Origin of the sequence: Modestobacter muralis (assembly GCF_010682105.1) — a bacterium.
GTDB classification, from domain to species: domain Bacteria; phylum Actinomycetota; class Actinomycetes; order Mycobacteriales; family Geodermatophilaceae; genus Modestobacter; species Modestobacter muralis.
In genome coordinates, this window is record NZ_JAAGWH010000031.1 from 1 (window position 1) to 20,115 (window position 20,115).

At 74.3% G+C, this 20,115-nt stretch carries 19 protein-coding genes; 14 read left to right on the plus strand and 5 right to left on the minus strand.

Annotation, left to right across the window (positions count from 1 at the left end; translation table 11 throughout):
• The 11 genes from GCU67_RS11000 to GCU67_RS11050 form a co-directional block, all read left to right on the plus strand.
• Nucleotides 1–423 (plus strand): hypothetical protein (locus tag GCU67_RS11000; protein ID WP_211661184.1); only part of this gene is annotated, 423 nt, incomplete at its 5' end.
• A 240-nt stretch (nt 424–663) separates the two neighbouring features.
• Entirely contained in the window at nt 664–1,626 is a 963-nt protein-coding gene (locus GCU67_RS22435; protein WP_163611268.1) for a Rossmann-like and DUF2520 domain-containing protein, read from the plus strand.
• A complete protein-coding gene (gene panC, locus GCU67_RS11010; protein ID WP_163611269.1) occupies nt 1,623–2,477 on the plus strand; it encodes a pantoate--beta-alanine ligase in 855 nt (284 codons plus the stop codon). The genes GCU67_RS22435 and panC overlap by 4 nt, the downstream gene beginning before the upstream one ends.
• A complete protein-coding gene (gene panD / locus GCU67_RS11015; RefSeq protein WP_163611270.1) occupies nt 2,474–2,899 on the plus strand; it encodes an aspartate 1-decarboxylase in 426 nt (141 codons plus the stop codon). Before panC ends, panD begins: the two co-directional genes overlap by 4 nt.
• The gene (locus GCU67_RS11020) at nt 2,896–4,542 is read left to right on the plus strand and encodes an L-aspartate oxidase (RefSeq protein WP_163611271.1); all 1,647 of its coding nucleotides are present in this window, start codon (nt 2,896–2,898) and stop codon (nt 4,540–4,542) included. The genes panD and GCU67_RS11020 overlap by 4 nt, the downstream gene beginning before the upstream one ends.
• 49 nt (nt 4,543–4,591) lie before the next feature.
• Nucleotides 4,592–5,503 (plus strand): carboxylating nicotinate-nucleotide diphosphorylase, encoded by a 912-nt coding sequence (gene nadC / locus GCU67_RS11025; protein WP_338104932.1) that lies wholly within the window; start codon nt 4,592–4,594, stop codon nt 5,501–5,503.
• A 3-nt stretch (nt 5,504–5,506) separates the two neighbouring features.
• Nucleotides 5,507–6,319 (plus strand): type III pantothenate kinase, encoded by an 813-nt coding sequence (locus GCU67_RS11030; protein ID WP_163611272.1) that lies wholly within the window; start codon nt 5,507–5,509, stop codon nt 6,317–6,319.
• Between the two features lie 10 nt (nt 6,320–6,329).
• Nucleotides 6,330–7,913, plus strand: coding sequence for a lysine--tRNA ligase (gene lysS, locus GCU67_RS11035; RefSeq protein ID WP_420846352.1), 1,584 nt, complete (start codon nt 6,330–6,332; stop codon nt 7,911–7,913).
• A gap of 131 nt (nt 7,914–8,044) precedes the next feature.
• Complete coding sequence (locus tag GCU67_RS11040) at nt 8,045–8,416, plus strand: histone-like nucleoid-structuring protein Lsr2 (protein WP_163611274.1); 372 nt, start codon at nt 8,045–8,047, stop codon at nt 8,414–8,416.
• A 331-nt stretch (nt 8,417–8,747) separates the two neighbouring features.
• Complete coding sequence (locus GCU67_RS11045; RefSeq protein ID WP_163611275.1) at nt 8,748–11,291, plus strand: ATP-dependent Clp protease ATP-binding subunit; 2,544 nt, start codon at nt 8,748–8,750, stop codon at nt 11,289–11,291.
• A gap of 197 nt (nt 11,292–11,488) precedes the next feature.
• The gene (locus GCU67_RS11050) at nt 11,489–11,755 is read left to right on the plus strand and encodes a hypothetical protein (RefSeq protein ID WP_211661185.1); all 267 of its coding nucleotides are present in this window, start codon (nt 11,489–11,491) and stop codon (nt 11,753–11,755) included.
• A gap of 41 nt (nt 11,756–11,796) precedes the next feature.
• Here the strand turns inward: GCU67_RS11050 and GCU67_RS11055 are convergent, their stop codons facing one another.
• Nucleotides 11,797–12,699, minus strand: coding sequence for an HhH-GPD family protein (locus GCU67_RS11055; protein ID WP_163611276.1), 903 nt, complete (start codon nt 12,697–12,699; stop codon nt 11,797–11,799).
• Nucleotides 12,700–12,881: 182 nt separating this feature from the next.
• Here GCU67_RS11055 and GCU67_RS11060 point away from each other — a divergent pair, with 182 nt between their 5' ends.
• On the plus strand, nt 12,882–13,574 hold the full coding sequence (locus GCU67_RS11060; RefSeq protein ID WP_163611277.1) for a MucR family transcriptional regulator: 693 nt from the start codon (nt 12,882–12,884) through the stop codon (nt 13,572–13,574).
• 120 nt (nt 13,575–13,694) lie between these two features.
• Here GCU67_RS11060 and disA read toward each other — a convergent pair whose 3' ends face one another.
• The 3 genes from disA to GCU67_RS11075 all read right to left on the minus strand — a co-directional run bounded on the left by disA (nt 13,695) and on the right by GCU67_RS11075 (nt 16,929).
• The gene (gene disA, locus GCU67_RS11065) at nt 13,695–14,777 is read right to left on the minus strand and encodes a DNA integrity scanning diadenylate cyclase DisA (protein WP_163611278.1); all 1,083 of its coding nucleotides are present in this window, start codon (nt 14,775–14,777) and stop codon (nt 13,695–13,697) included.
• 114 nt (nt 14,778–14,891) lie between these two features.
• A complete protein-coding gene (radA, locus tag GCU67_RS11070) occupies nt 14,892–16,259 on the minus strand; it encodes a DNA repair protein RadA (RefSeq protein ID WP_163611279.1) in 1,368 nt (455 codons plus the stop codon).
• 76 nt (nt 16,260–16,335) lie between these two features.
• Entirely contained in the window at nt 16,336–16,929 is a 594-nt protein-coding gene (locus tag GCU67_RS11075) for a copper chaperone PCu(A)C domain-containing protein (RefSeq protein ID WP_163611280.1), read from the minus strand.
• Between the two features lie 102 nt (nt 16,930–17,031).
• Between GCU67_RS11075 and GCU67_RS11080 the strand changes: the two genes are divergently transcribed.
• Complete coding sequence (locus tag GCU67_RS11080) at nt 17,032–18,597, plus strand: cryptochrome/photolyase family protein (RefSeq protein WP_211661186.1); 1,566 nt, start codon at nt 17,032–17,034, stop codon at nt 18,595–18,597.
• Here GCU67_RS11080 and GCU67_RS11085 read toward each other — a convergent pair.
• On the minus strand, nt 18,594–19,454 hold the full coding sequence (locus tag GCU67_RS11085) for a UbiA family prenyltransferase (RefSeq protein WP_338104933.1): 861 nt from the start codon (nt 19,452–19,454) through the stop codon (nt 18,594–18,596). The genes GCU67_RS11080 and GCU67_RS11085 overlap by 4 nt on opposite strands.
• A 130-nt stretch (nt 19,455–19,584) precedes the next feature.
• Between GCU67_RS11085 and GCU67_RS11090 the strand changes: the two genes are divergently transcribed.
• The gene (locus GCU67_RS11090; RefSeq protein ID WP_092799526.1) at nt 19,585–20,067 is read left to right on the plus strand and encodes a CarD family transcriptional regulator; all 483 of its coding nucleotides are present in this window, start codon (nt 19,585–19,587) and stop codon (nt 20,065–20,067) included.
• The last annotated feature ends 48 nt before the right edge of the window (nt 20,068–20,115 follow it).

The window sequence follows — 20,115 nt, forward strand, 5'->3', positions numbered from 1 at the left end:
TCGTCGTACGAGCCGACGACCTACGGGGCGCCGTCCTTCGAGAGCCCGTCCTACGAGAGCCCGTCCTACCGGAGTGCTGTGTACGAGGGCGCTGCGGACGAGAGCCGCTCGGACGTGCACCCCTCCGACGAGGGCGCTGCCTACGAGCCGCCGTCCTGGCTGGACCGGGGTGCGGGCACCGGCAGCACCGCCTGGGCGTCGTCCGACGGCGCAGGCGTGCCCGACGACGAGACCCACAGTGCTCCAGCGCCGAACGCCCCCGGTGCACCGCCCGCGCCCGCCGGCCACGCACGGCTGGAGCAGATCCTGGCCGAGAGCGGCGTCGCGGCGCCCAGCGGCGGCCGGTCGGGGCGGCGCCGCTATCGCGAGGAGGGCCAGGAGGACGGCGACGACGTGCTGGCCCGGGTGCTGGGCCGCGACTGACCGCCCACCGGTCGGTGAGCCAGCACACACCGGAGGGACGTTGCCGCGCCGCCCGGCCGGTAACACACTCGGCTCAGACGGTTCACGTGTGTGACACACCCGCCGAGGGTGGTTGCAGCAGGTGGCCCCGTCGCTCGACGAGCACCCGCTCGACCCGCACCACCCAGCGGTCCACGACGACGTGGGCCGACGCGACCTGAGTCCGGTACCCGCACGGGACTGGAACGAGAGGTGCACGGGATGTCCGTCCGTCCGCGCGCGACCGCCGCTGCGCCCGCTGCCGTACCCGCCGCCGGGCTGCCCCCGGCCGCCGAGGCCCCCGCCCGCCTGCGCGTGGGCGTGATCGGCGCCGGCCGGGTCGGCGCCGTCCTCGGCGCCGCGCTCGCCACCGCCGGCCACGAGGTGGTCGCCGCCTCGGGACTGTCCGCCGCCTCCCGCGCGCGCGCCGCCCGGCTGCTGCCCGGGGTGCCGCTGCTGCGCGCCGACCAGGTGGTCGCCGCCAGCGACCTCGTCGTGCTGGCCGTCCCCGACGACACCCTCGCCGGCCTGGTCACCGGGCTCGCCGAGACCGGCGCCTGGCGCCGCGGCCAGCTGGCCTTCCACACCTCCGGGGCGGCCGGCATCGGCGTGCTCGCCCCCGCCGAGGACGCCGGCGTGCTGCCGCTGGCCCTGCACCCGGCGATGACCTTCACCGGCGCCCCCGAGGACGTGCACCGGCTGGTCGCCGTGCCCTTCGGCGTGACCAGCCGTCCCGAGCACCGCCCGGTCGCCGAGGCCCTCGTGCTGGAGATGGGCGGGGAGCCCACCTGGGTCGCCGAGGCCGACCGCGGGCTCTACCACGCGGCCCTGGCCGGCAGCGCCAACCACCTGGTCACGCTGGTCGCCGAGGCCGCCGACCTGCTGCGCGCCGCCGGCGTCGAGGACCCTGCCCGCGTGCTCACCCCGCTGCTCACCGCCGCTCTCGAGGGCGCCCTGCGCCGCGGCGACCGCTCCCTCACGGGCCCGGTCAGCCGCGGGGACGTGGGCACCGTCACCGGCCACCTGCAGACGCTGGGCGAGCGGGCACCGGCGGCGGTCGACGCCTACGTCGCGCTGGCCCGGCGCACCACCGAGCGTGCCCTGGCCGCCGGCCGGCTCCGCCCCCACGAGGGCGCCCCGCTGCTGGAGCTGTTGCGCGGCTCGACCGAGGAGGCCACCCGATGAGCGGGCCCGCCACCCCGACCGTCGCCGAGACGACCGCGGAGCTCCGCCGGCTGCGGGCCGCCCTGCCCGGGCCGGTCGTGCTGGTGCCGACCATGGGCGCGCTGCACGAGGGCCACCGCACCCTGGTGCGCGCCGCCCGCGAGCGCGGCGGCAGCGTCGTGGTCTCGGTCTTCGTCAACCCGACGCAGTTCGGGCCGGGGGAGGACTTCGACCGCTACCCGCGCACCTGGGACGCCGACCTCGCCGCGCTGGCCGCCGAGGGCGCCGACCTGGTCTTCCACCCGCCGGTCGACGAGGTGTACCCGCCCGGTGCCGCCGGGGTGACCGTGCACCCCGGTCCGCTGGGCGACGTGCTGGAGGGCGCCGTCCGCCCCGGTCACTTCGCCGGCGTGCTCACGGTGGTGGCGAAGCTGTTCGGGCTGGTCCGCCCGGACGTCGCCGTCTTCGGCGAGAAGGACTACCAGCAGCTCACCCTGATCCGGGCGATGGCCCGCGAGCTCGCGCTGGGCGTCGACGTCGTCGGCGTCCCCACCGTGCGGGAGGACGACGGCCTCGCGCTGTCCAGCCGCAACCGCTACCTGTCCGCGGAACAGCGGGCGGCCGCCGCGGCGTTGTCCGCCGCGCTGCGCGCCGGTGCGGCGGCCGGGCCGCGGGGCGCCGACGCCGTCCTCGCCGCGGCGGGGGCGGTGCTCGCCGGGGCGCCGGGGCTGGTCCCGGACTACCTGGAGCTCACCTCGCCGGAGCTGGGGCCGCCCCCGGCCGCCGGACCCGCCCGCCTGCTGGTCGCCGCCCGCGCCGGCAGCACCCGGCTGATCGACAATCTCGCACTGGAACTGGGGAGCCCCCGATGATGCGCACGATGCTCAAGAGCAAGGTCCACCGCGCGACGGTGACCCAGGCCGACCTCCACTACGTCGGCTCGGTGACCGTCGACGAGGACCTGATGGACGCCGCCGACCTGCTGGCCGGCGAGCAGGTGGCCATCGTCGACGTCACCAACGGCGCCCGGCTGGAGACCTACGTGATCCCCGGCGAGCGCGGCAGCGGCGTGCTGGGCATCAACGGTGCCGCCGCGCACCTGGTGCACCCCGGCGACCTGGTCATCCTGATCACCTACGGCCTCATGGACGAGACCGAGGCCAAGTCGTTCCTGCCGCGCGTGGTGCACGTCGACGCCGCCAACCGGGTCGTCGAGCTCGGCGCGGACCCCTCCGCCCCCGTCCCGGGGGCTGCGGACCAGCAGCGGAGCCCCCAGGGCGTACCGGTCCGATGACCGGTCTGCCGTCGCGGCTGAGCGCGCCCGAGCCCGGGTGGGAGCTCACCGCCGACGTCTGCGTGGTGGGCTCCGGCGTCGCCGGCCTGTGCGTGGCGCTGCACGCCCGCGCCTCCGGGCTGTCCGTCGCCGTCGTCACCAAGGTCGAGGTGGACGACGGCTCGACCCGCTGGGCGCAGGGCGGGATCGCCGCCGTGCTGTCCGCGACCGACACCCCCGGCGCGCACGCCCGGGACACCGAGGTCGCCGGCGTCGGGCTCTGCGACGACGACGCCGTCCGGGCGCTGGTCACCGAGGGCCCGGAGCGGCTGCAGGAGCTGATCAGCTGGGGCGCCGCCTTCGACCGCGACGCCGCCGGCCACCTGCTGCTCACCCGCGAGGGCGGGCACTCCACCGACCGGATCGTCCACGCCGGCGGGGACGCCACCGGCGCGGAGGTGCAGCGGGCGCTGCACGACGCCGTCTCCGCCGACCCGGGCATCACGCTGGTCGAGCACGCAATGGTGCTGGACCTGCTCACCGACGTCGCGGGCCGGGCCGCCGGGGTGACCCTACACGTGCTCGGTGAGGGCAGCGCCGACGGCGTCGGGGCCGTGCGCGCCCGGGCCGTGGTGCTGGCCACCGGCGGCATGGGCCAGGTCTACGCCGCCACCACCAACCCCTCGGTGTCCACCGGCGACGGCGTCGCGCTGGGCCTGCGGGCCGGCGCGGTCGCCACCGACCTGGAGTTCGTCCAGTTCCACCCCACGGCGCTCTACCTCGGCCCGGACTCCCGCGGGCAGCAGCCGCTGGTCTCCGAGGCGCTGCGCGGCGAGGGCGCGGTGCTGCGCGACGACGCGGGGGAGCGGTTCATGGTCGGCGCGCACGAGCTCGCCGAGCTGGCACCCCGGGACGTCGTGGCCAAGGCCATCACCCGGGTGCAGCTGCGCGACGGCGTCGACCACGTGTGGCTCGACGCCCGCGGCATCCCCGGCCTGGCCGAGCGGTTCCCGACCATCGTCGCCCGCTGCCGGGAGGCCGGCGTCGACCCGGTCACCGACCTGGTCCCGGTCACCCCCGCCGCGCACTACGCCTCCGGCGGGCTGGCCACCGACCTGCACGGGCGCACCACCGTGCCCGGGCTCTACGCCTGCGGCGAGGTCGCCTGCACCGGCGTGCACGGGGCCAACCGGCTGGCGTCGAACTCGCTGCTCGAGGGGCTGGTGTTCGCCGGCCGGATCGGGGAGGCGCTGGCCCGCGAGCTGCCGGTCCCGGCCGCCCCCGCACCGGTCGACCCGCGCCCGCAGGGGCTGGTCGACGCGGCGGCCCGCGGCCCGCTCACGGCCACCATGTCCGCCCTGGTCGGCGCGCTGCGCACCGGACCGGGGCTGGCGAGGGCGGCCGGGGAGCTGGCCGGGCTGGAGGAGCGCACCACCGCCGTCCCCGGCGTGCCCGGCTGGGAGGCCACCGACCTGCTGACCGTGGCGACCGCGATCACCGCCGCGGCCGCCGCCCGCGAGGAGACCCGCGGCTGCCACTGGCGGGAGGACCACTCCGACGCCGCCGACGCGTGGCGGGTGCACCTCGACGTCCGGCTGGACGACGGCGGGCGGGTCACCCTGGCCCGCCGCCGGGTAGGCGAGCCCGTCGCCGTCCGGTGGTGAGCGGGCGGGGAGCAGGAACGCAGTGGCGGTGACCGGCAGGATGGACGGCGTGACCAGCCACCCCACGGACCTGACCGGCACCGGGCTGAGCGCGGCCTGGGTCGACGAGCTGGTCGAGCGCACGCTCACCGAGGACCTCACCGGCGGCCCGCCGCTGCCCAGCGCGCCCGACGTCGCGGTGGGCTACGACGTCACCAGCGCCGCCACCGTGCCCGGCACGCAGTTCGGGACGGCGGACCTGGTCGCCCGCGCGGACGGCGTCCTCGCCGGTCTCCCGGTGGCCGCACGGGTCTTCCGCCGGCTGGCCCCCGGCGCGACCCTCACCGCCTCGGCCACCGACGGCGACCGGGTCCGCCGAGGCGACGTGCTGCTGACCGTGCGCGGGCCGGTGCGGGCGCTGCTGGCGGCCGAGCGCAGCGCGCTGAACATCGCCAGCCGGGCCAGCGGCATCGCCACCCACACCCGGGCCTGGGCCGACGCGATCGCCGGCACCGGGGCCACGGTGCTCGACACCCGCAAGACCACCCCCGGGCTGCGCCCGCTGGAGAAGTACGCGGTGCGCTGCGGGGGCGGGTCGAACAAGCGGATGGGCCTGTACGACGTGGCCATGGTCAAGGACAACCACGTGACCGCCGCGGGCTCGGTCGCCGCCGCCGTCGCGATGGTGCGCGAGCGCGCCCCGCGGGTGCCGGTGCAGGTGGAGTGCGACACCGTCGCCCAGGTCACCGAGGCGGTGGAGGCCGGCGCGGACTTCCTGCTGCTGGACAACATGACCCCCGACCAGCTGCGGCAGGCCGTCGCGGCCGTGGGCGACCGTGACGTCGAGCTCGAGGCCACCGGCGGGCTGACCCTGGCGGTCGCGCGGGAGTACGCCGAGACCGGGGTCGACTTCCTGTCCGTGGGCGCGCTGACCCACTCCTCGCCGATCCTGGACCTGGCCCTCGACCTGCGGGTGGGCTGAGCGGTGCTGCTCACCGTCGACGTGGGCAACAGCCAGACCGTGCTGGCCACCTTCGACGGCGACCGGCGGGTCGGTGGCTGGCGGGTCACCACGCACGCGCACTCCACCGCCGACGAGCTGCGGCTGCTCTGGCGCGGGTTGCTGGCCGGCACCGAGCTGACCGGGGTCGCGGCCTGCTCCACCGTCCCCGCGCTGCTGCCGGCGCTGCGCGAGCTGCTGGGCTCCCTGGCCGTCCCGGTCACCCTCATCGGGCCGGGGGTGCGCACCGGCGTCCCGCTGCACGTCGACAACCCGCGCGAGGTGGGCGCGGACCGGGTGGTCACCGCGCTCGCCGCGCACGAGCTGTACGGCAGCGCGCCCGACGGGCAGGGGCGTCCGGTGGTGGTCGTGGACTTCGGCACCTCGACCAACGTCGACGCCGTCGGCCCCGACGGGCAGTTCCTGGGCGGCGCGCTGGCCCCCGGGGTCGAGGTCAGCCTGGACGCGCTGGCCGCCCGGGCCGCGCAGCTGCGCTCGGTGGAGCTGCGCGTGCCCCCGCAGGCGATCGGCAAGAACACGGTGGCCGCGCTGCAGTCCGGCCTGGTGCTCGGCTTCGCCGGTCTGGTCGACGGACTGGTGGGCCGGATCGCCGCGGAGCTGGTCGCCCAGTTCGGCACCGCGCCGGTCGTGGTCGCCACCGGGGGGCTGCACTCCCTGGTGGCCGACAGCTGCCGGACGGTCGGGGCGCGTGAGCCCGATCTCACCGTGCACGGCCTGCGCCTGGCGTTCGAGCGCGATCAGGCCAGCGGTGGCGGGACGGCGTCCCGGCGCCCGTAGTCTCGTGGCCGTGAGTGAGCAGCCCCCGTCCGACGACCGCACCGAGACCATCGCGACGAGCGACGAGCGGGGAGCGGTCCGGGGCGCGGAGTCCGACCCCACCGCCGGCCTGCCCGACGACGAGCTGCCCGAGCAGCTGCGCGTCCGTCGGGCCAAGCTCGACCGGATGCGCGAGTCGGGCACCGACCCCTACCCGGTCACCGTCGCCCGCACGACGTCGCTGGCCGACGTGCGCGCCGCGCACCCCGACCTCGAGTCGGACACCATGACCGGTCAGCAGGTCGGTGTCACCGGCCGGGTCATCTTCTCCCGCAACACCGGCAAGCTCTGCTTCGCGACGCTGCGCGAGGGCGACACAGAACTGCAGGTCATGCTCTCGGTCGACCGGGTGGGCCCCGAGGCGCTGGCCGCCTGGAAGGCCGACGTCGACCTCGGTGACCACGTGCTGGTCACCGGCGAGGTCGGGACGTCGCGGCGCGGCGAGCTGTCGGTCTTCGCCGACACGTGGGAGATGGCGGCCAAGTCGCTGCGCCCGCTGCCGGTGGCGCACAAGCCGATGAGCGAGGAGCTGCGGGTCCGCCGCCGCTACGTCGACCTGATCGTCCGCGACGAGGCCCGCCGCACCGTCCGGCAGCGCGCCGCGGTGATGACCGCGCTGCGCGCCGGGCTGGCCGCCCGCGACTTCCTCGAGGTCGAGACCCCCATGCTGCAGACGGTGCACGGCGGTGCCACCGCGCGGCCGTTCCGCACGCACATGAACGCCTTCGACCTCGACCTGTACCTGCGCATCGCACCCGAGCTGTTCCTCAAGCGGTGCATCGTCGGTGGGCTCGACCGCGTCTTCGAGATCAACCGCAACTTCCGGAACGAGGGCGCGGACTCCTCGCACTCGCCGGAGTTCGCGATGCTGGAGTTCTACGCCGCCTACGGTGATTACACCGACGGTGCACGCATCACCCGGGAACTGATCCAGGAATGCTGCACGGCGTTGTTCGGCGACCAGGTCGCCCGGCACCACGACGGCACCGAGATCGACCTCTCCGGAGAATGGCCACAGGTCAAGCTGTACTCGGTGGTCTCGGAAGCGGTCGGCGAGGAGGTCACCCCGCAGACGCCGATCGAGCGGCTGCGGGAACTGGCCGAGACCCATGAGATCGGCGTCGACCCCGCCTGGCTCCCGGGAAAGGTCGTCGAGGAGCTGTTCGAGGCCCTGGTCCAGCACACGCTGCAGTCGCCGACCTTCGTCATCGACTACCCCGTGGACACCTCGCCGCTGACCCGCGCGCACCGCACCGACCCCGGTGTGGCCGAGAAGTGGGACCTCTACATCGGCGGCATCGAGCGTGGCACCGGCTACTCCGAGCTCGTCGACCCGGTCGTCCAGCGCGAGCGGCTCACCCAGCAGTCGCTGCTGGGCGCGGCCGGTGACGCCGAGGCGATGGCGCTGGACGAGGACTTCCTCGAGGCACTCGAGTACGGCATGCCGCCCACCGCCGGTGTCGGGCTGGGCATCGACCGGCTCATGATGACGCTGACCGGCCTCGGTATCCGGGAGACGATCCTGTTCCCATTGGTGCGGCCGCTCCATCAATGACCCGCATTTTCCGGGCCGATGTCACCGGAATGTGTGAAGGGGATTGTGCTCTTGCGTCGTGAACGTGGTGCAATGGCCTCGCGAACGCGGGGGCCAATCGCACCGGCGCAACAACGAGAGCGAGAACACAAATGGCACGCAAGGTCCAGGTGATCCTGAGCGACGACCTCGACGACAGCATCGCCGCTGACGAGACGGTCACGTTCTCCCTCGACGGGACGACGTACGAGATCGACCTGTCGGACAAGAACGCCTCGGAGATGCGCGACGTCTTCGCGAAGTACGTCGACGCCGCCCGCAAGGTGAGCAGCCGCGGGACCCGGTCCTCCGGTGCCGGCCGTTCCCGCGCGACCGGTGGCGCCGCCCCGGCCGGCGGCGGTGGCCGGATGGACCGCGAGCAGGCCGGCGCGATCCGCGACTGGGCCCGCAAGAACGGCCACGAGGTCAGCGACCGCGGCCGCATCCCCGGCAGCGTCGTCGAGGCCTACGAGGCCGCACACTGAACCTGCGCACACGCGCAACACCCGCCGTCCGCGGCAGTACGACGACCCGGCGCCTCCTCGAGGTGCCGGGTCGTCGTGCGTCCGGGGCCGGTCCGTCCCGCGGCAGGCGTCCGCTGTCGGCGTAAAGGGGGCGGAACACCGTTCCTGGGACGACAGTTGTCTCCATCGAGCCACCCGCACGACGCACGACGGCCTCATCCCGACGCTGGGTGGGTGGCGCGAACTACAGTGGAACGACCGGTGCCCAGCGCGCCGACGCACGTCGGGTGTCCACGGTCCCGCCAGGGGTCACGAGCACAGCAGGTCCAGCCGGTCAGAGGGGAAACAGCAGATGTTCGAACGGTTCACCGACCGAGCCCGTCGGGTGGTCGTCCTGGCGCAAGAAGAGGCCCGGATGCTCAACCACAACTACATCGGCACCGAGCACATCCTCCTGGGTCTGATCCACGAGGGTGAGGGCGTCGCTGCCAAGGCGCTGGAGTCCCTCGGCATCTCGCTGGAGGGCGTGCGTCAGCAGGTCGAGGAGATCATCGGGCAGGGCCAGCAGGCGCCCTCCGGTCACATCCCCTTCACCCCGCGTGCCAAGAAGGTCCTCGAGCTGTCGCTGCGCGAGGCGCTGCAGCTCGGCCACAACTACATCGGCACCGAGCACATCCTGCTCGGCCTGATCCGCGAGGGCGAGGGTGTCGCCGCCCAGGTCCTGGTCAAGCTGGGTGCAGACCTCAACCGCGTCCGCCAGCAGGTCATCCAGCTGCTGTCGGGCTACCAGGGCAAGGAGCCGGCCGCTGCCGGCGGCCCTGCCGAGGGCACCCCGTCGACCTCGCTGGTCCTCGACCAGTTCGGCCGCAACCTGACCCAGGCCGCCCGTGACGGCAAGCTCGACCCGGTCATCGGCCGGGCCAAGGAGATCGAGCGGGTCATGCAGGTGCTGTCCCGCCGCACCAAGAACAACCCCGTCCTCATCGGCGAGCCCGGTGTCGGGAAGACCGCTGCGGTCGAGGGCCTGGCCCAGGCCATCGTCAAGGGCGAGGTGCCCGAGACGCTGAAGGACAAGCAGCTCTACACCCTCGACCTCGGTGCCCTCGTCGCCGGTTCCCGCTACCGCGGTGACTTCGAGGAGCGGCTCAAGAAGGTCCTCAAGGAGATCCGCACCCGCGGCGACATCATCCTGTTCATCGACGAGATCCACACCCTCGTCGGGGCCGGTGCCGCTGAGGGCGCGATCGACGCGGCGAGCATCCTCAAGCCGATGCTGGCCCGTGGTGAGCTGCAGACCATCGGTGCCACCACGCTCGACGAGTACCGCAAGCACCTGGAGAAGGACGCCGCTCTCGAGCGCCGCTTCCAGCCGATCCAGGTGGAGGAGCCGACGCTCGCCCACACGATCGAGATCCTCAAGGGCCTGCGCGACCGCTACGAGGCGCACCACCGGATCAGCATCACCGACAGCGCGCTCGTGGCTGCCGCGACGCTGGCCGACCGGTACATCTCCGACCGCTTCCTGCCCGACAAGGCGATCGACCTGATCGACGAGGCCGGCGCCCGGATGCGCATCAAGCGGATGACCGCCCCGCCGGACCTCCGCGAGTTCGACGACCGCATCTCCGGCATCCGCCGCGAGAAGGAGTCGGCGATCGACGCCCAGGACTTCGAGAAGGCCGCCTCTCTCCGCGACAAGGAGAAGCAGCTGCTGGGCGAGAAGTCCGAGCGCGAGAAGCAGTGGAAGGCCGGCGACATGGACGTCGTCGCCGAGGTCGACGACGAGCAGATCGCCGAGGTCCTGGCGAACTGGACCGGCATCCCGGTCTTCAAGCTGACCGAGGAGGAGACCTCGCGCCTGCTCCGCATGGAGGACGAGCTCCACAAGCGGATCATCGGCCAGGAAGAGGCCATCAAGAGCGTCTCCCAGGCGATCCGGCGCACGCGGGCGGGCCTCAAGGACCCCCGTCGTCCCGGTGGCTCGTTCATCTTCGCCGGCCCCTCGGGTGTCGGTAAGACCGAGCTGGCCAAGGCGCTCGCGCAGTTCCTCTTCGGCGAGGACGACGCCCTCATCCAGATCGACATGGGCGAGTTCCACGACAAGTTCACCGTGTCGCGGCTCGTGGGTGCCCCTCCCGGCTACGTCGGGTACGACGAGGGTGGCCAGCTGACCGAGAAGGTGCGGCGCAAGCCGTTCTCGGTGGTCCTCTTCGACGAGATCGAGAAGGCGCACGCCGACGTCTTCAACACGCTGCTGCAGGTGCTCGAGGACGGCCGGCTCACCGACGGCCAGGGCCGGATCGTGGACTTCAAGAACACGCTCCTGATCCTGACCACGAACCTCGGTACCCGGGACATCTCCAAGGCCGTCGGCCTGGGCTTCCAGTCCGGGAACGACACCTCGAGCAACTACGAGCGGATGAAGCTCAAGGTCAACGAGGAGCTCAAGCAGCACTTCCGGCCGGAGTTCCTCAACCGCATCGACGACATCGTCGTGTTCCACCAGCTGACCGAGGACGAGATCGTCCACATCGTCGACCTGATGCTCGCCCGGGTCGAGACGCAGCTGGCGAACAAGGACATGTCGCTCGAGGTCACACCGGCAGCCAAGAAGCTGCTGGCGGCCCGCGGGTTCGACCCGGTGCTGGGTGCCCGTCCGCTGCGTCGGACCATCCAGCGCGAGATCGAGGACGCGCTGAGCGAGAAGATCCTCTACGGCGAGATCGCCTCCGGCGAGATCATCGTGGTGGACGTGGAGGAGAACGCCGACACGGTGCTGTCGAAGTTCACCTTCCGGTCGGAGACCAAGCCGGTCGACCTCCCCGACACCCCGCCGGTGGCCCTCGCGGCCGCCGACGGCGACGACGAAGGCCCGCAGGCCCTCGCCGCCGAGTGACCGAGGACCCCTGCCCCCCGTAGCTCGCTACGGGAGGCAGGGGCGGAACCGACGAGGCCGTCCCTGCTCTCCGGAGCACGGGCGGCCTCTGTCGTTCCCGGCCTGCCCCGGGATCAGGAGAGCTGATCGTGCGTGCTCCTGGCTCACCCCGTGCGCTGAGCCAGGAGCACGCACGGTGAGCCAGGACAGGGGGACCCATGGCCCGCGGTGACCACCCGATGCGGACGCCGGCCTACGGCGGGCTGCTGATCGCCGCCGCGATGGTCGGGGCGACGGTGCTGGTGCAGCAGGCCACCAGCTGGCCGGGCTGGCTGCGGACCCTCCTGCTCGCCGTGGCCGTGGTGGCCATGGTGCTGGGCGCGCTGCTCACCCTGCGGGACCGCACGCCCCCTCGCCGCCCCCGCGGTGTCCAGCCCCGCCACCCCCGGCCGAGCGACCCGGGGGCCGACGAGCCTCGTCCCTGAGGGTCGTGTCGGGCCGAGGCGGACGGCACGCCACGGGGTCGTCAGTCGGGGAGGGTGAACCGGCCGTCCTCGGTCTGCGCGACCAGCCCGTCGACCAGCAGCGAGTCCAGGCAGCGGGACCGCTGGACGGCGTCGTCCCAGACCGGCGTCAGGGCCTCGGCCGGCACCGGCTCGGACGCCGCCCGCAGCACGTCGAGCAGCCGGCCACGCACCTGCCGGTCGGTGCCGGCGAAGCCCTGTACCCGGCGTGGTGGCCCGTCGTACGCGGGGGACCCGGCCAGCCGCCAGGCGCAACGGTCCCGGACCGGGCACGCCGGGCAGCGCGGCGTCCCGGCGACGCAGACCAGGGCGCCGAGCTCCATGACGGCGACGGAGAACCGCACCGCGCGGTCGTGGTCCTCCGGGGCCAGCGCGGCGATGTCGGTCAGGTCGGCGGCCCGCGCCGGGGCCGCCTCGGCCTGCGCGTGCACCAGCCGGGCCACGACCCGCCGCACGTTGGTGTCCACGACGGGCTGGCGGCGGTGGTGGCCGAAGCAGGACACCGCCCGCGCTGTGTACGTGCCCACCCCGGGCAGCGCCTCCAGCTCCTCGACCTCGGCCGGCACCAGCCCGCCGTGCCGCTCGGTGACGGCCACGGCCGCCTCACGCAGCCGCAGGGCACGGCGGGGGTAGCCGAGCTTCCCCCACGCGCGGATCACCTCGGCCGGGCTGGCCTGGGCCATGGCCGCCGGGGTGGGCCAGCGGGCCAGCCACTCGCGCCAGACGGGCTCCACCCGCGCCACCGGGGTCTGCTGCAGCATCACCTCGCTGACCAGCACCGCCCACGGGTCGGTCCCGGGAGCGCGCCACGGCAGGTCGCGGGCCGCACCGGCGTACCAGTCGACGATCACCTCGCCGACCGGGTCACCCGAGGAGCCGGTGGGCGGGGCGGGGAGGGTGCTCACGAGCGTCCAGTGTGCCCGGCCCGGACGACGTCCCGAACGGGGTCATCGGACTGCGCGCGTCAGCACGCACCGTCACGCCTCGCCGGGACGGAGTGTCGGCGGCGCCGCCCGCGGAGGCGCACCCTCGGCGATAGTGGCGTGGCGCCTGCAGCGCGATCCGAGGCGCCGGTTAGCGTCGCAGCGTGCTGCACCCGGTCGGCCCCCTGCCCGCCGCCGTCTACTGGCGGCGGCGTCTGCTGGCGCTCGGCTGCGCCGTGGGCGTCCTGGGCGGTGGTGGCTGGCTGGGCGCCGCCCTCGCCTCCGGGAGCCCGGACGGCGACGCCACGGTGGCCGCCCCCTCGAACGACGCCGCGCGCACGACGCCGGGGCTGGAGCAGGTGGTCCCCTCGCTGGCCGCGGTACAGGTGCCGACCGCGGCGCCGTCGTCGGCCCCGGCGACGTCCGAGGCCCCGGCGGCCGAGGTGCCCGCGGGCCCGACGGCGGGCGGACCGTGCGGCGACGACGCGCTCGGCGTCGAGGTGCGGCCCGACCCGGCCAGCGCCCCGGTGGGCAGCAAGCCGACGTTCCAGCTCGTGGTCACCAACGTCTCGCCGGCCGCCTGCGTGCGCGCGGTGGACGCGGCGCTGCAGGAGATCATCCTGATCGACGGAGCCGGCGACCGGGTCTGGGGCAGCAACGACTGCTTCCCGGAGACCACCGTGGAGCAGCGGACCCTGCAGCCGGGGGAGACCGTGGGCTTCCCCGTGCCCTGGAGCGGGCTGACCAGCGAGCCGGGCTGCGCTGCGGGCCGCACCAACCCGCCCGCCGGCACCTACGTGCTGCGCGGCCGGCTGGACACCAAGGTCAGCCCGGACGCCACCTTCACCCTCACCTGAGGACGGACCTCCTCACCGCCCACGGCTCGCGTCACGACCCTGAAGGGGGCCGGAGCCGCTACGGCCCCGTCCTGAGGCTCGCCCCGAGCGAGCGAGGGGTGAGGGGGACCGGGTCCTCCCTCAGCTGTAGCGGTCGAGGATCGAGGTCTCGGCCAGGCGGGACAGGCCCTCGCGGATGCCGCGCGCCCGGGCCTCGCCGACGCCCTCGACGGCCAGGAGGTCCTCGATGGTCGCGGCCAGCAGCTTCTGCAGCCCGCCGAAGTGGGTGACCAGGCGGTCGATGATGCTGGCCGGCAGCCGGGGGACCCGGGCGAGCAGCCGGTAGCCGCGCGGGCTGACCGGGGAGTCGAGCGCGTCGGGTGAGGTGGGCAGGCCGTAGCAGCGGGCGACCGCGGAGAGGTCGAGCAGCTCGGTGGCGGTCAGCGCCCGGAGGTCGGTGAGGACCTCCTCGCCGGTGCGGTTGCGGCGACCGCTGGGCAGGTAGTCGCGCACCAGCAGGCCGCGGTCCTCCTCGACCCCGGCGAGCATCTCGTCCAGCTGCAGGGCCAGCAGCCGCCCGTCGGTGCCCAGCTCGACGACGAAGCCCTCGATCTCGTCGGCGATCCGCCGCACCATCTCCAGCCGCTGGCTGACGCTCATCGCGTCCCGGACCGTGACCAGGTCCTCGATCTCCAGCGCCGACAGGGTGCTGGCGACCTCGTCGAGCCGGAGCTTGTACCGCTCCAGGGCGGCGAGCGCCTGGTTGGCCCGGGCCAGGATCGTCGTGGGGTGCTCCAGGGTGTAGCGCCGCCCGGCCACGTAGACGGAGATGATGTGCATCGACTGGCTGACCGAGATCACCGGGAAGTCGGTCTGCAGGGCCACGCGCTCGGCGGTGCGGTGCCGGGTGCCCGACTCCTCGGTGGGGATGGTCGGGTCGGGCATGAGGTGCACCCCGGCCCGCACGATGCGGCTGCCGTCGTAGGAGACGATCACCGCGCCGTCCATCTTGGCCAGCTCGCGCAGGCGGGTGGCCGACAGCGCCACGTCGAGGGCGAAGCCGCCGGTGCACAGCGACTCGACCACCCGGTCGTAGCCGAGCACGATCAGCGCACCGGTGCGGCCGGCGAGGATCCGCTCCAGGCCGTCCCGGAGGGCGGTTCCGGGGGCGATGCGCCCCAACAGGTCCCGCAGCGCGGCCTCGGGGTCCACAGCGGGGGGCACGAGCGCTCCTGACGGTCGGGCGGAACAGAGGCCGATTCTACGGGGTGGGGCGCGGCGGGGGATCACCGCAGGTCTCTGCCCGCCGAGCGGGGGCCGGCGGGGGGACCGCGGACGTCACCAGAGCCGGTGGATGGCGCCGGCCAGGTCGGCCACCTCGATCAGCCGGATCCCCTGCGGCGCCGGGCCGGAGTCGACCGGCACGAGGGCGGCGGTGTAGCCCTGCCGGGCCGCCTCGGCCAGCCGTCGCGCGGTGCCCCCGACCCGGCGGATCTCCCCGGAGAGGCCGACCTCGCCGATGGCCACGAGGCCGGCGGGCAGCGGGCGGTCCTTGGCTGCGGAGGCGATCGCCAGCGCCAGCGCGAGGTCGGCGGCCGGCTCCAGGATGCGCACGCCGCCCACCGAGGCGGCGAAGACGTCGGCGTCGGCCAGCTTGACCCCACCGCGCCGCTCGACGACGGCGTTGACCATGGCCACCCGCTGGGAGTCCAGGCCGCTCACCGCCCGGCGCGGGGACCCGCCGCCGCCCGAGGTGGCCACCAGCGCCTGCACCTCGGCCAGCAGCGGGCGGCTGCCCTCCATGGTCACCGTGACGCAGCTGCCGGGCACCGGGGCCGAACGGCGGGAGACGAACAGGTGCGAGGGGTCGGGCACGCCCACGACGCCGCCGTCGCCGATCTCGAAGCAGCCGATCTCGTCGGCCGGGCCGAACCGGTTCTTCGTGGCCCGCACCAGCCGCAGCGTGGAGTGCCGCTCGCCGTCGAAGGAGATGACCACGTCGACCAGGTGCTCCAGCGCCCGCGGCCCGGCGATGGCGCCGTCCTTGGTGACGTGGCCGACCAGGATGGTGGTCATGTTGCGCGCCTTGGCCACGGCGCTGAGGGCGCTGGCGACCGCGCGGACCTGGGTGGCGCCGCCGTCGGTGCCGTCGACCGCAGGGGAGCGGACGGTCTGGACGCTGTCGAGCACCAGCAGCGTGGGGTTCACGTCCTCGACATGGGACAGGACCGCGGACAGCTCGGTCTCCGCGGCGAGGTAGAGCTCGTCGTGCAGGGCGCCGATCCGCTCGGCGCGCAGCCGGACCTGGGCTGCGGACTCCTCGCCGGACACGACCAGCGTGGGGCCGTTGGCCGCAGCCACCCGGTGGGCGACCTCCAGCAGCAGCGTGGACTTGCCCACGCCGGGCTCACCGGCGACGAGCAGCACCGCGCCGGGGACCAGGCCACCGCCCAGCACGCGGTCGAACTCGGGGATGCCGGTGGGCACCGCGTGGGCGCCGGCCAGCTCGACCTGCCCGATGGGGAGGGCGCGGGAGCTGACCGGGCCGGCCGCCACCGCGCGCAGCGGGGACGAGCCGACACCGCCGATCTCCTGGACGGTGCCCCAGGCCTGGCACTCCGGGCAGCGGCCGACCCACTTGGCCGAGGAGTAACCGCACTCGGTGCAGCGGTGGGCGGGGCGGGACTTCACACCAGGAGCGGGCACGCCGTCAGGGTGTCAGCGGGGTACGACAGTTCCCGGGAGGGCGACCCCGGATGAGGCGACGGGGTCGCCCCGGAGGTCACGGGGCGCTGCCGCCGCCCTGCTGCTCCTCTTCCTCCTCCGGCTGGAAGTCGAAGGCCTCGCCGCGGGGCAGGTCGCGCTGGGACACGCCCACCGGCACGGGCACGGTGACGTCACCGGACTCGGTGAAGGAGAAGGTCACGTCGACGTAGTCGCCGACCTGCAGCTCCTCGGACAGCCCGACGAGGGTGACCGCGGGGCCCTGGCCGTTGCTGAGGAACAGCGTCCCGTCGGCCGGCACGGGCAGCGAGATGCCCGCGGGCGCGGCACCGTCGGCCGGCTCCTCGGCGTTCGGGTCGACCACCTCGACGTCCTCGAAGGACTCGCCGCTGATGCCGACGAGGGTGTCCTCGGTGTCGGCGGTGCTGACGACCGCGCCCAGCAGGCGGGCCTCGCTGCCGCTGGGGTAGGTGCCGCCGGTCGGGTAGGGCAGCTCCAGGGCACGGAGGCTGATCGGGCCGACGTCCATCTGGGCGCCGAAGTTCTGCTCCTGGGTGTTCGTCTGGGTCACCTGCCCGGCGCTGCAGGCCGACAGCACCACGGGGGCGAGCAGCAGGGCACCGATGGCAGCAGCGCGCGGTGCGCGGATCACAGCGTCGACCTCCAGGGACGTGCCGTCCGCTCCGGGGAGGAGCGGCACGAGTCGCGCAGATCGTAACGGTCCACCCAGGATGTCCGCTGGGAGGTGAGGGACATGGCGGTACGGACCGACAGCACGATGCCCGGCGACGGTGACCCGGCACTGGGCGAGTTCCCTGCTCAGGCGCCCGGCACGAGGCGCTGGCTGTTCGCCGACCAGCTGGGGCCGCACTTCCTCGACGCGCCGGACCAGCCGGTCCTGCTGATCGAGTCCAGGGGCGTGTTCCGGCGGCGGCGGTTCCACCGGCAGAAGGCGCACCTGCTGCTGTCGGCGCTCCGGCACCGCGCGGCCGAGCTCGGGGACCAGGCGGTCTTCCTGCAGACCGACAGCTATGCCGAGGCCCTCGACCAGGTGCACGAGCCGTTGTCGGTGTGCGCGCCCACGACCTGGCCGGCCCGCGACTTCGTCCTCCGCCGTCCCGGCGTGACCGTGCTGGAGGCGCGCGGGTTCGTCACCCGGCAGGCGGACTTCCGCCGCTGGGCGGGCGGCCGGGGGCGCCAGCGGCTGCTGATGGACGACTTCTACCGGGTGGCCCGCCGCGTCCACGACGTCCTGATGGACGGCGACCAGCCCGCCGGGGGCACCTGGAACCTCGACCACGACAACCGGCAGCCCCCGCCCGCCGACGGCCGGGTCGGCGTCCCGGCGCCGTGGATGCCGGTCGAGGACGAGATCGACGCGCAGGTGCGCGCCGACCTCGACGCCTGGGAGGCCGCCGGCGACGTCTCCTTCGTCGGGTCCGACGGACCGCGGCTGTTCCCGGTCACCCACGCCGAGACCCAGGAACGGCTGGAGGACTTCCTCACCCACCGGCTGCGCGCCTTCGGTCCGCACGAGGACGCGATGCTCAGCGGCGACCCCTGGCTGGCCCACTCGATGATGTCGGTGTCGCTGAACCTCGGGCTGGTCGACCCCGCCGACGTCGTCCACCGCGCGGACGCCGCGTGGCGGGAGTCCGTGGCCGCCGGGGACCCGCTGCCGCTGAACTCGGTGGAGGGCTTCGTCCGCCAGGTCATGGGCTGGCGGGACTGGATCTGGCACCTGTACTGGCAACTGGGCCGCGAGTACCGGCACGGCAACGCCCTCGACGCCCACGAGGAGGTGCCGGGCTGGATGGGCGAGCTGGAGGCCGAGGCGGTCGACGCGAACTGCCTGTCCTCGGTGCTCTCCGACGTCCGGGAGCGGGGCTGGGTGCACCACATCCCGCGGCTGATGGTGCTGGGCAACTACGCGCTGCAGCGCGGCATCGAGCCGCTGGCCATCACCGACTGGTTCCACCGCATGTTCCTCGACGGCTACGACTGGGTGATGGTCGCCAACGTGGTGGGGATGAGCCAGCACGCCGACGGTGGGGTGCTGGCCACCAAGCCCTACGCCGCCGGCGGGGCCTACATCGACCGGATGAGCGACTACTGCGGCGGCTGCCGGTACGACCCGAAGAAGCGGGTGGGGGAGGACGCCTGCCCCTTCACCGCCGGCTACTGGGCCTTCCTGGAGCGCAACCGGGAGCGGCTGGCCGCCAACCAGCGGATGCGCCAGCCGCTGACCGGTCTCACCCGGCTCAAGGACCTCGACCTCGTCGTCGACCAGGAGCGGCGGCGCGGCACCGACGCCCCCTAGGTGAGCGCCGCCCCGCCGGACAGCAGCAGGAGGACGTCGAGCACCGTCAGCAGCAGGACGGCGGGGAAGGCCAGCCGCCGGCCGCGGGGGCTGCCGGCCAGCGCGGCGACCACCACGGCCGGGACGGCGACCACGCAGACCAGCCAGCCGCGCAGCCCCGGCGTGCCGTCGGGGCCGAACACCAGCAGCAGCGCGGAGGCGCCCAGCAGCAGGGCCCCGGCGACCGCCGAGGGCACCGGGCCGACCCGGTGCGGCAGCCCGCGCACCCCGGTGGCCAGGTCGTCGGCGACGTCGGGGGCCACGTTGGCCACGTGGGCGGCCCCGCCGAGCGCGGCGCCGGCGGCGACGAGCCACCACGGCGCCCCGGGCGTCCCCGGCGCCACGGCCACCACGCCGGCCGGCAGCGCGCCGAAGCCGGTCAGGTAGGGCAGCGGGGAGAGCGCGGTGCGCTTGAGGCCGGCGTCGTAGGCCAGCCCGCTGGCCACCAGCACGAGCAGCAGCAGGCCGGGGACGACGCCCAGCGCGAGGGAGGTGACGACCGTGACGACGGCGGCCGCGACCGTCGCGGTGCGCAGCTGGCCGGGGGTGACGGAGCCCTGCACGACCGGCTTGTCGGTGCGGCCGACGGCGCGGTCCCGGTCGGCGTCCAGCCAGTCGTTGCACCAGCCGATGGCGGCCTGACCTGCGCCGACGGCCACCCCGACCAACACCGTGCGCCCGGCCGGGACACCGGCGGCCACGGCGAGCAGCACGGCGACGGTCGTGACCGCCAGCGTGGGCTCCAGGTGCGTCGCGCGGGCGAGCGCCAGGGCCGTCCGGGGCGCCCCCGGACTCCCCGTTCCGCTGTGCAACTGCACACCGACCACGCTCCTGTCAACCCCCGACTGACCACGATCACGCCGCTGACCAGCACTTTTGTCGGACTCTGACGAGCCGGACGGCATTCTGCCGTGGTAACCTGGGGTGAGCGAAAGGGGTCACATACACATGGGCTTCACTGTTGGCGAGACCGTTGTCTACCCGCACCACGGCGCGGCGCTCATCGAGGCGATCGAGCAGCGCACCATCAAGGGCGTCGAGAAGTCCTACCTCGTGCTGAAGGTCGCCCAGGGCGACCTCACGGTCCGGGTGCCGGCGGACAACGCCGAGATCGTCGGTGTCCGTGACGTCGTCGGACAGGAGGGCCTGGACAAGGTCTTCGAGGTCCTGCGTGCGCCGCACACCGAGGAGCCGACCAACTGGTCGCGGCGGTACAAGGCCAACCTCGAGAAGCTGGCCTCCGGCGACGTGAACAAGGTCGCCGAGGTCGTGCGTGACCTCTGGCGTCGCGACAAGGACCGCGGCCTGTCCGCCGGGGAGAAGCGCATGCTCTCCAAGGCGCGTCAGATCCTGGTCAGCGAGCTCGCGCTCGCTGAGGGCACCAACGAGGACAAGGCCGAGATCCTGCTCGACGAGGTCCTGGCTTCCTGAGCACCGAGCACCAGGGCGCCGGTCTTCCCGTCGGCGCTCCCCAGACCA

What these genes read in the sequence shown, in the direction of transcription:
- GCU67_RS11050 (WP_211661185.1), top strand. Translation starts at nt 11,489, where the DNA reads ATGGCCCGCGGTGACCACCCGATGCGGACGCCGGCCTACGGCGGGCTG.
- GCU67_RS11090 (WP_092799526.1), top strand. Translation starts at nt 19,585, where the DNA reads ATGGGCTTCACTGTTGGCGAGACCGTTGTCTACCCGCACCACGGCGCG.
- panD (WP_163611270.1), top strand. Translation starts at nt 2,474, where the DNA reads ATGATGCGCACGATGCTCAAGAGCAAGGTCCACCGCGCGACGGTGACC.
- GCU67_RS11040 (WP_163611274.1), top strand. Translation starts at nt 8,045, where the DNA reads ATGGCACGCAAGGTCCAGGTGATCCTGAGCGACGACCTCGACGACAGC.
- panC (WP_163611269.1), top strand. Translation starts at nt 1,623, where the DNA reads ATGAGCGGGCCCGCCACCCCGACCGTCGCCGAGACGACCGCGGAGCTC.
- GCU67_RS22435 (WP_163611268.1), top strand. Translation starts at nt 664, where the DNA reads ATGTCCGTCCGTCCGCGCGCGACCGCCGCTGCGCCCGCTGCCGTACCC.
- GCU67_RS11080 (WP_211661186.1), top strand. Translation starts at nt 17,032, where the DNA reads ATGGCGGTACGGACCGACAGCACGATGCCCGGCGACGGTGACCCGGCA.
- GCU67_RS11020 (WP_163611271.1), top strand. Translation starts at nt 2,896, where the DNA reads ATGACCGGTCTGCCGTCGCGGCTGAGCGCGCCCGAGCCCGGGTGGGAG.
- GCU67_RS11045 (WP_163611275.1), top strand. Translation starts at nt 8,748, where the DNA reads ATGTTCGAACGGTTCACCGACCGAGCCCGTCGGGTGGTCGTCCTGGCG.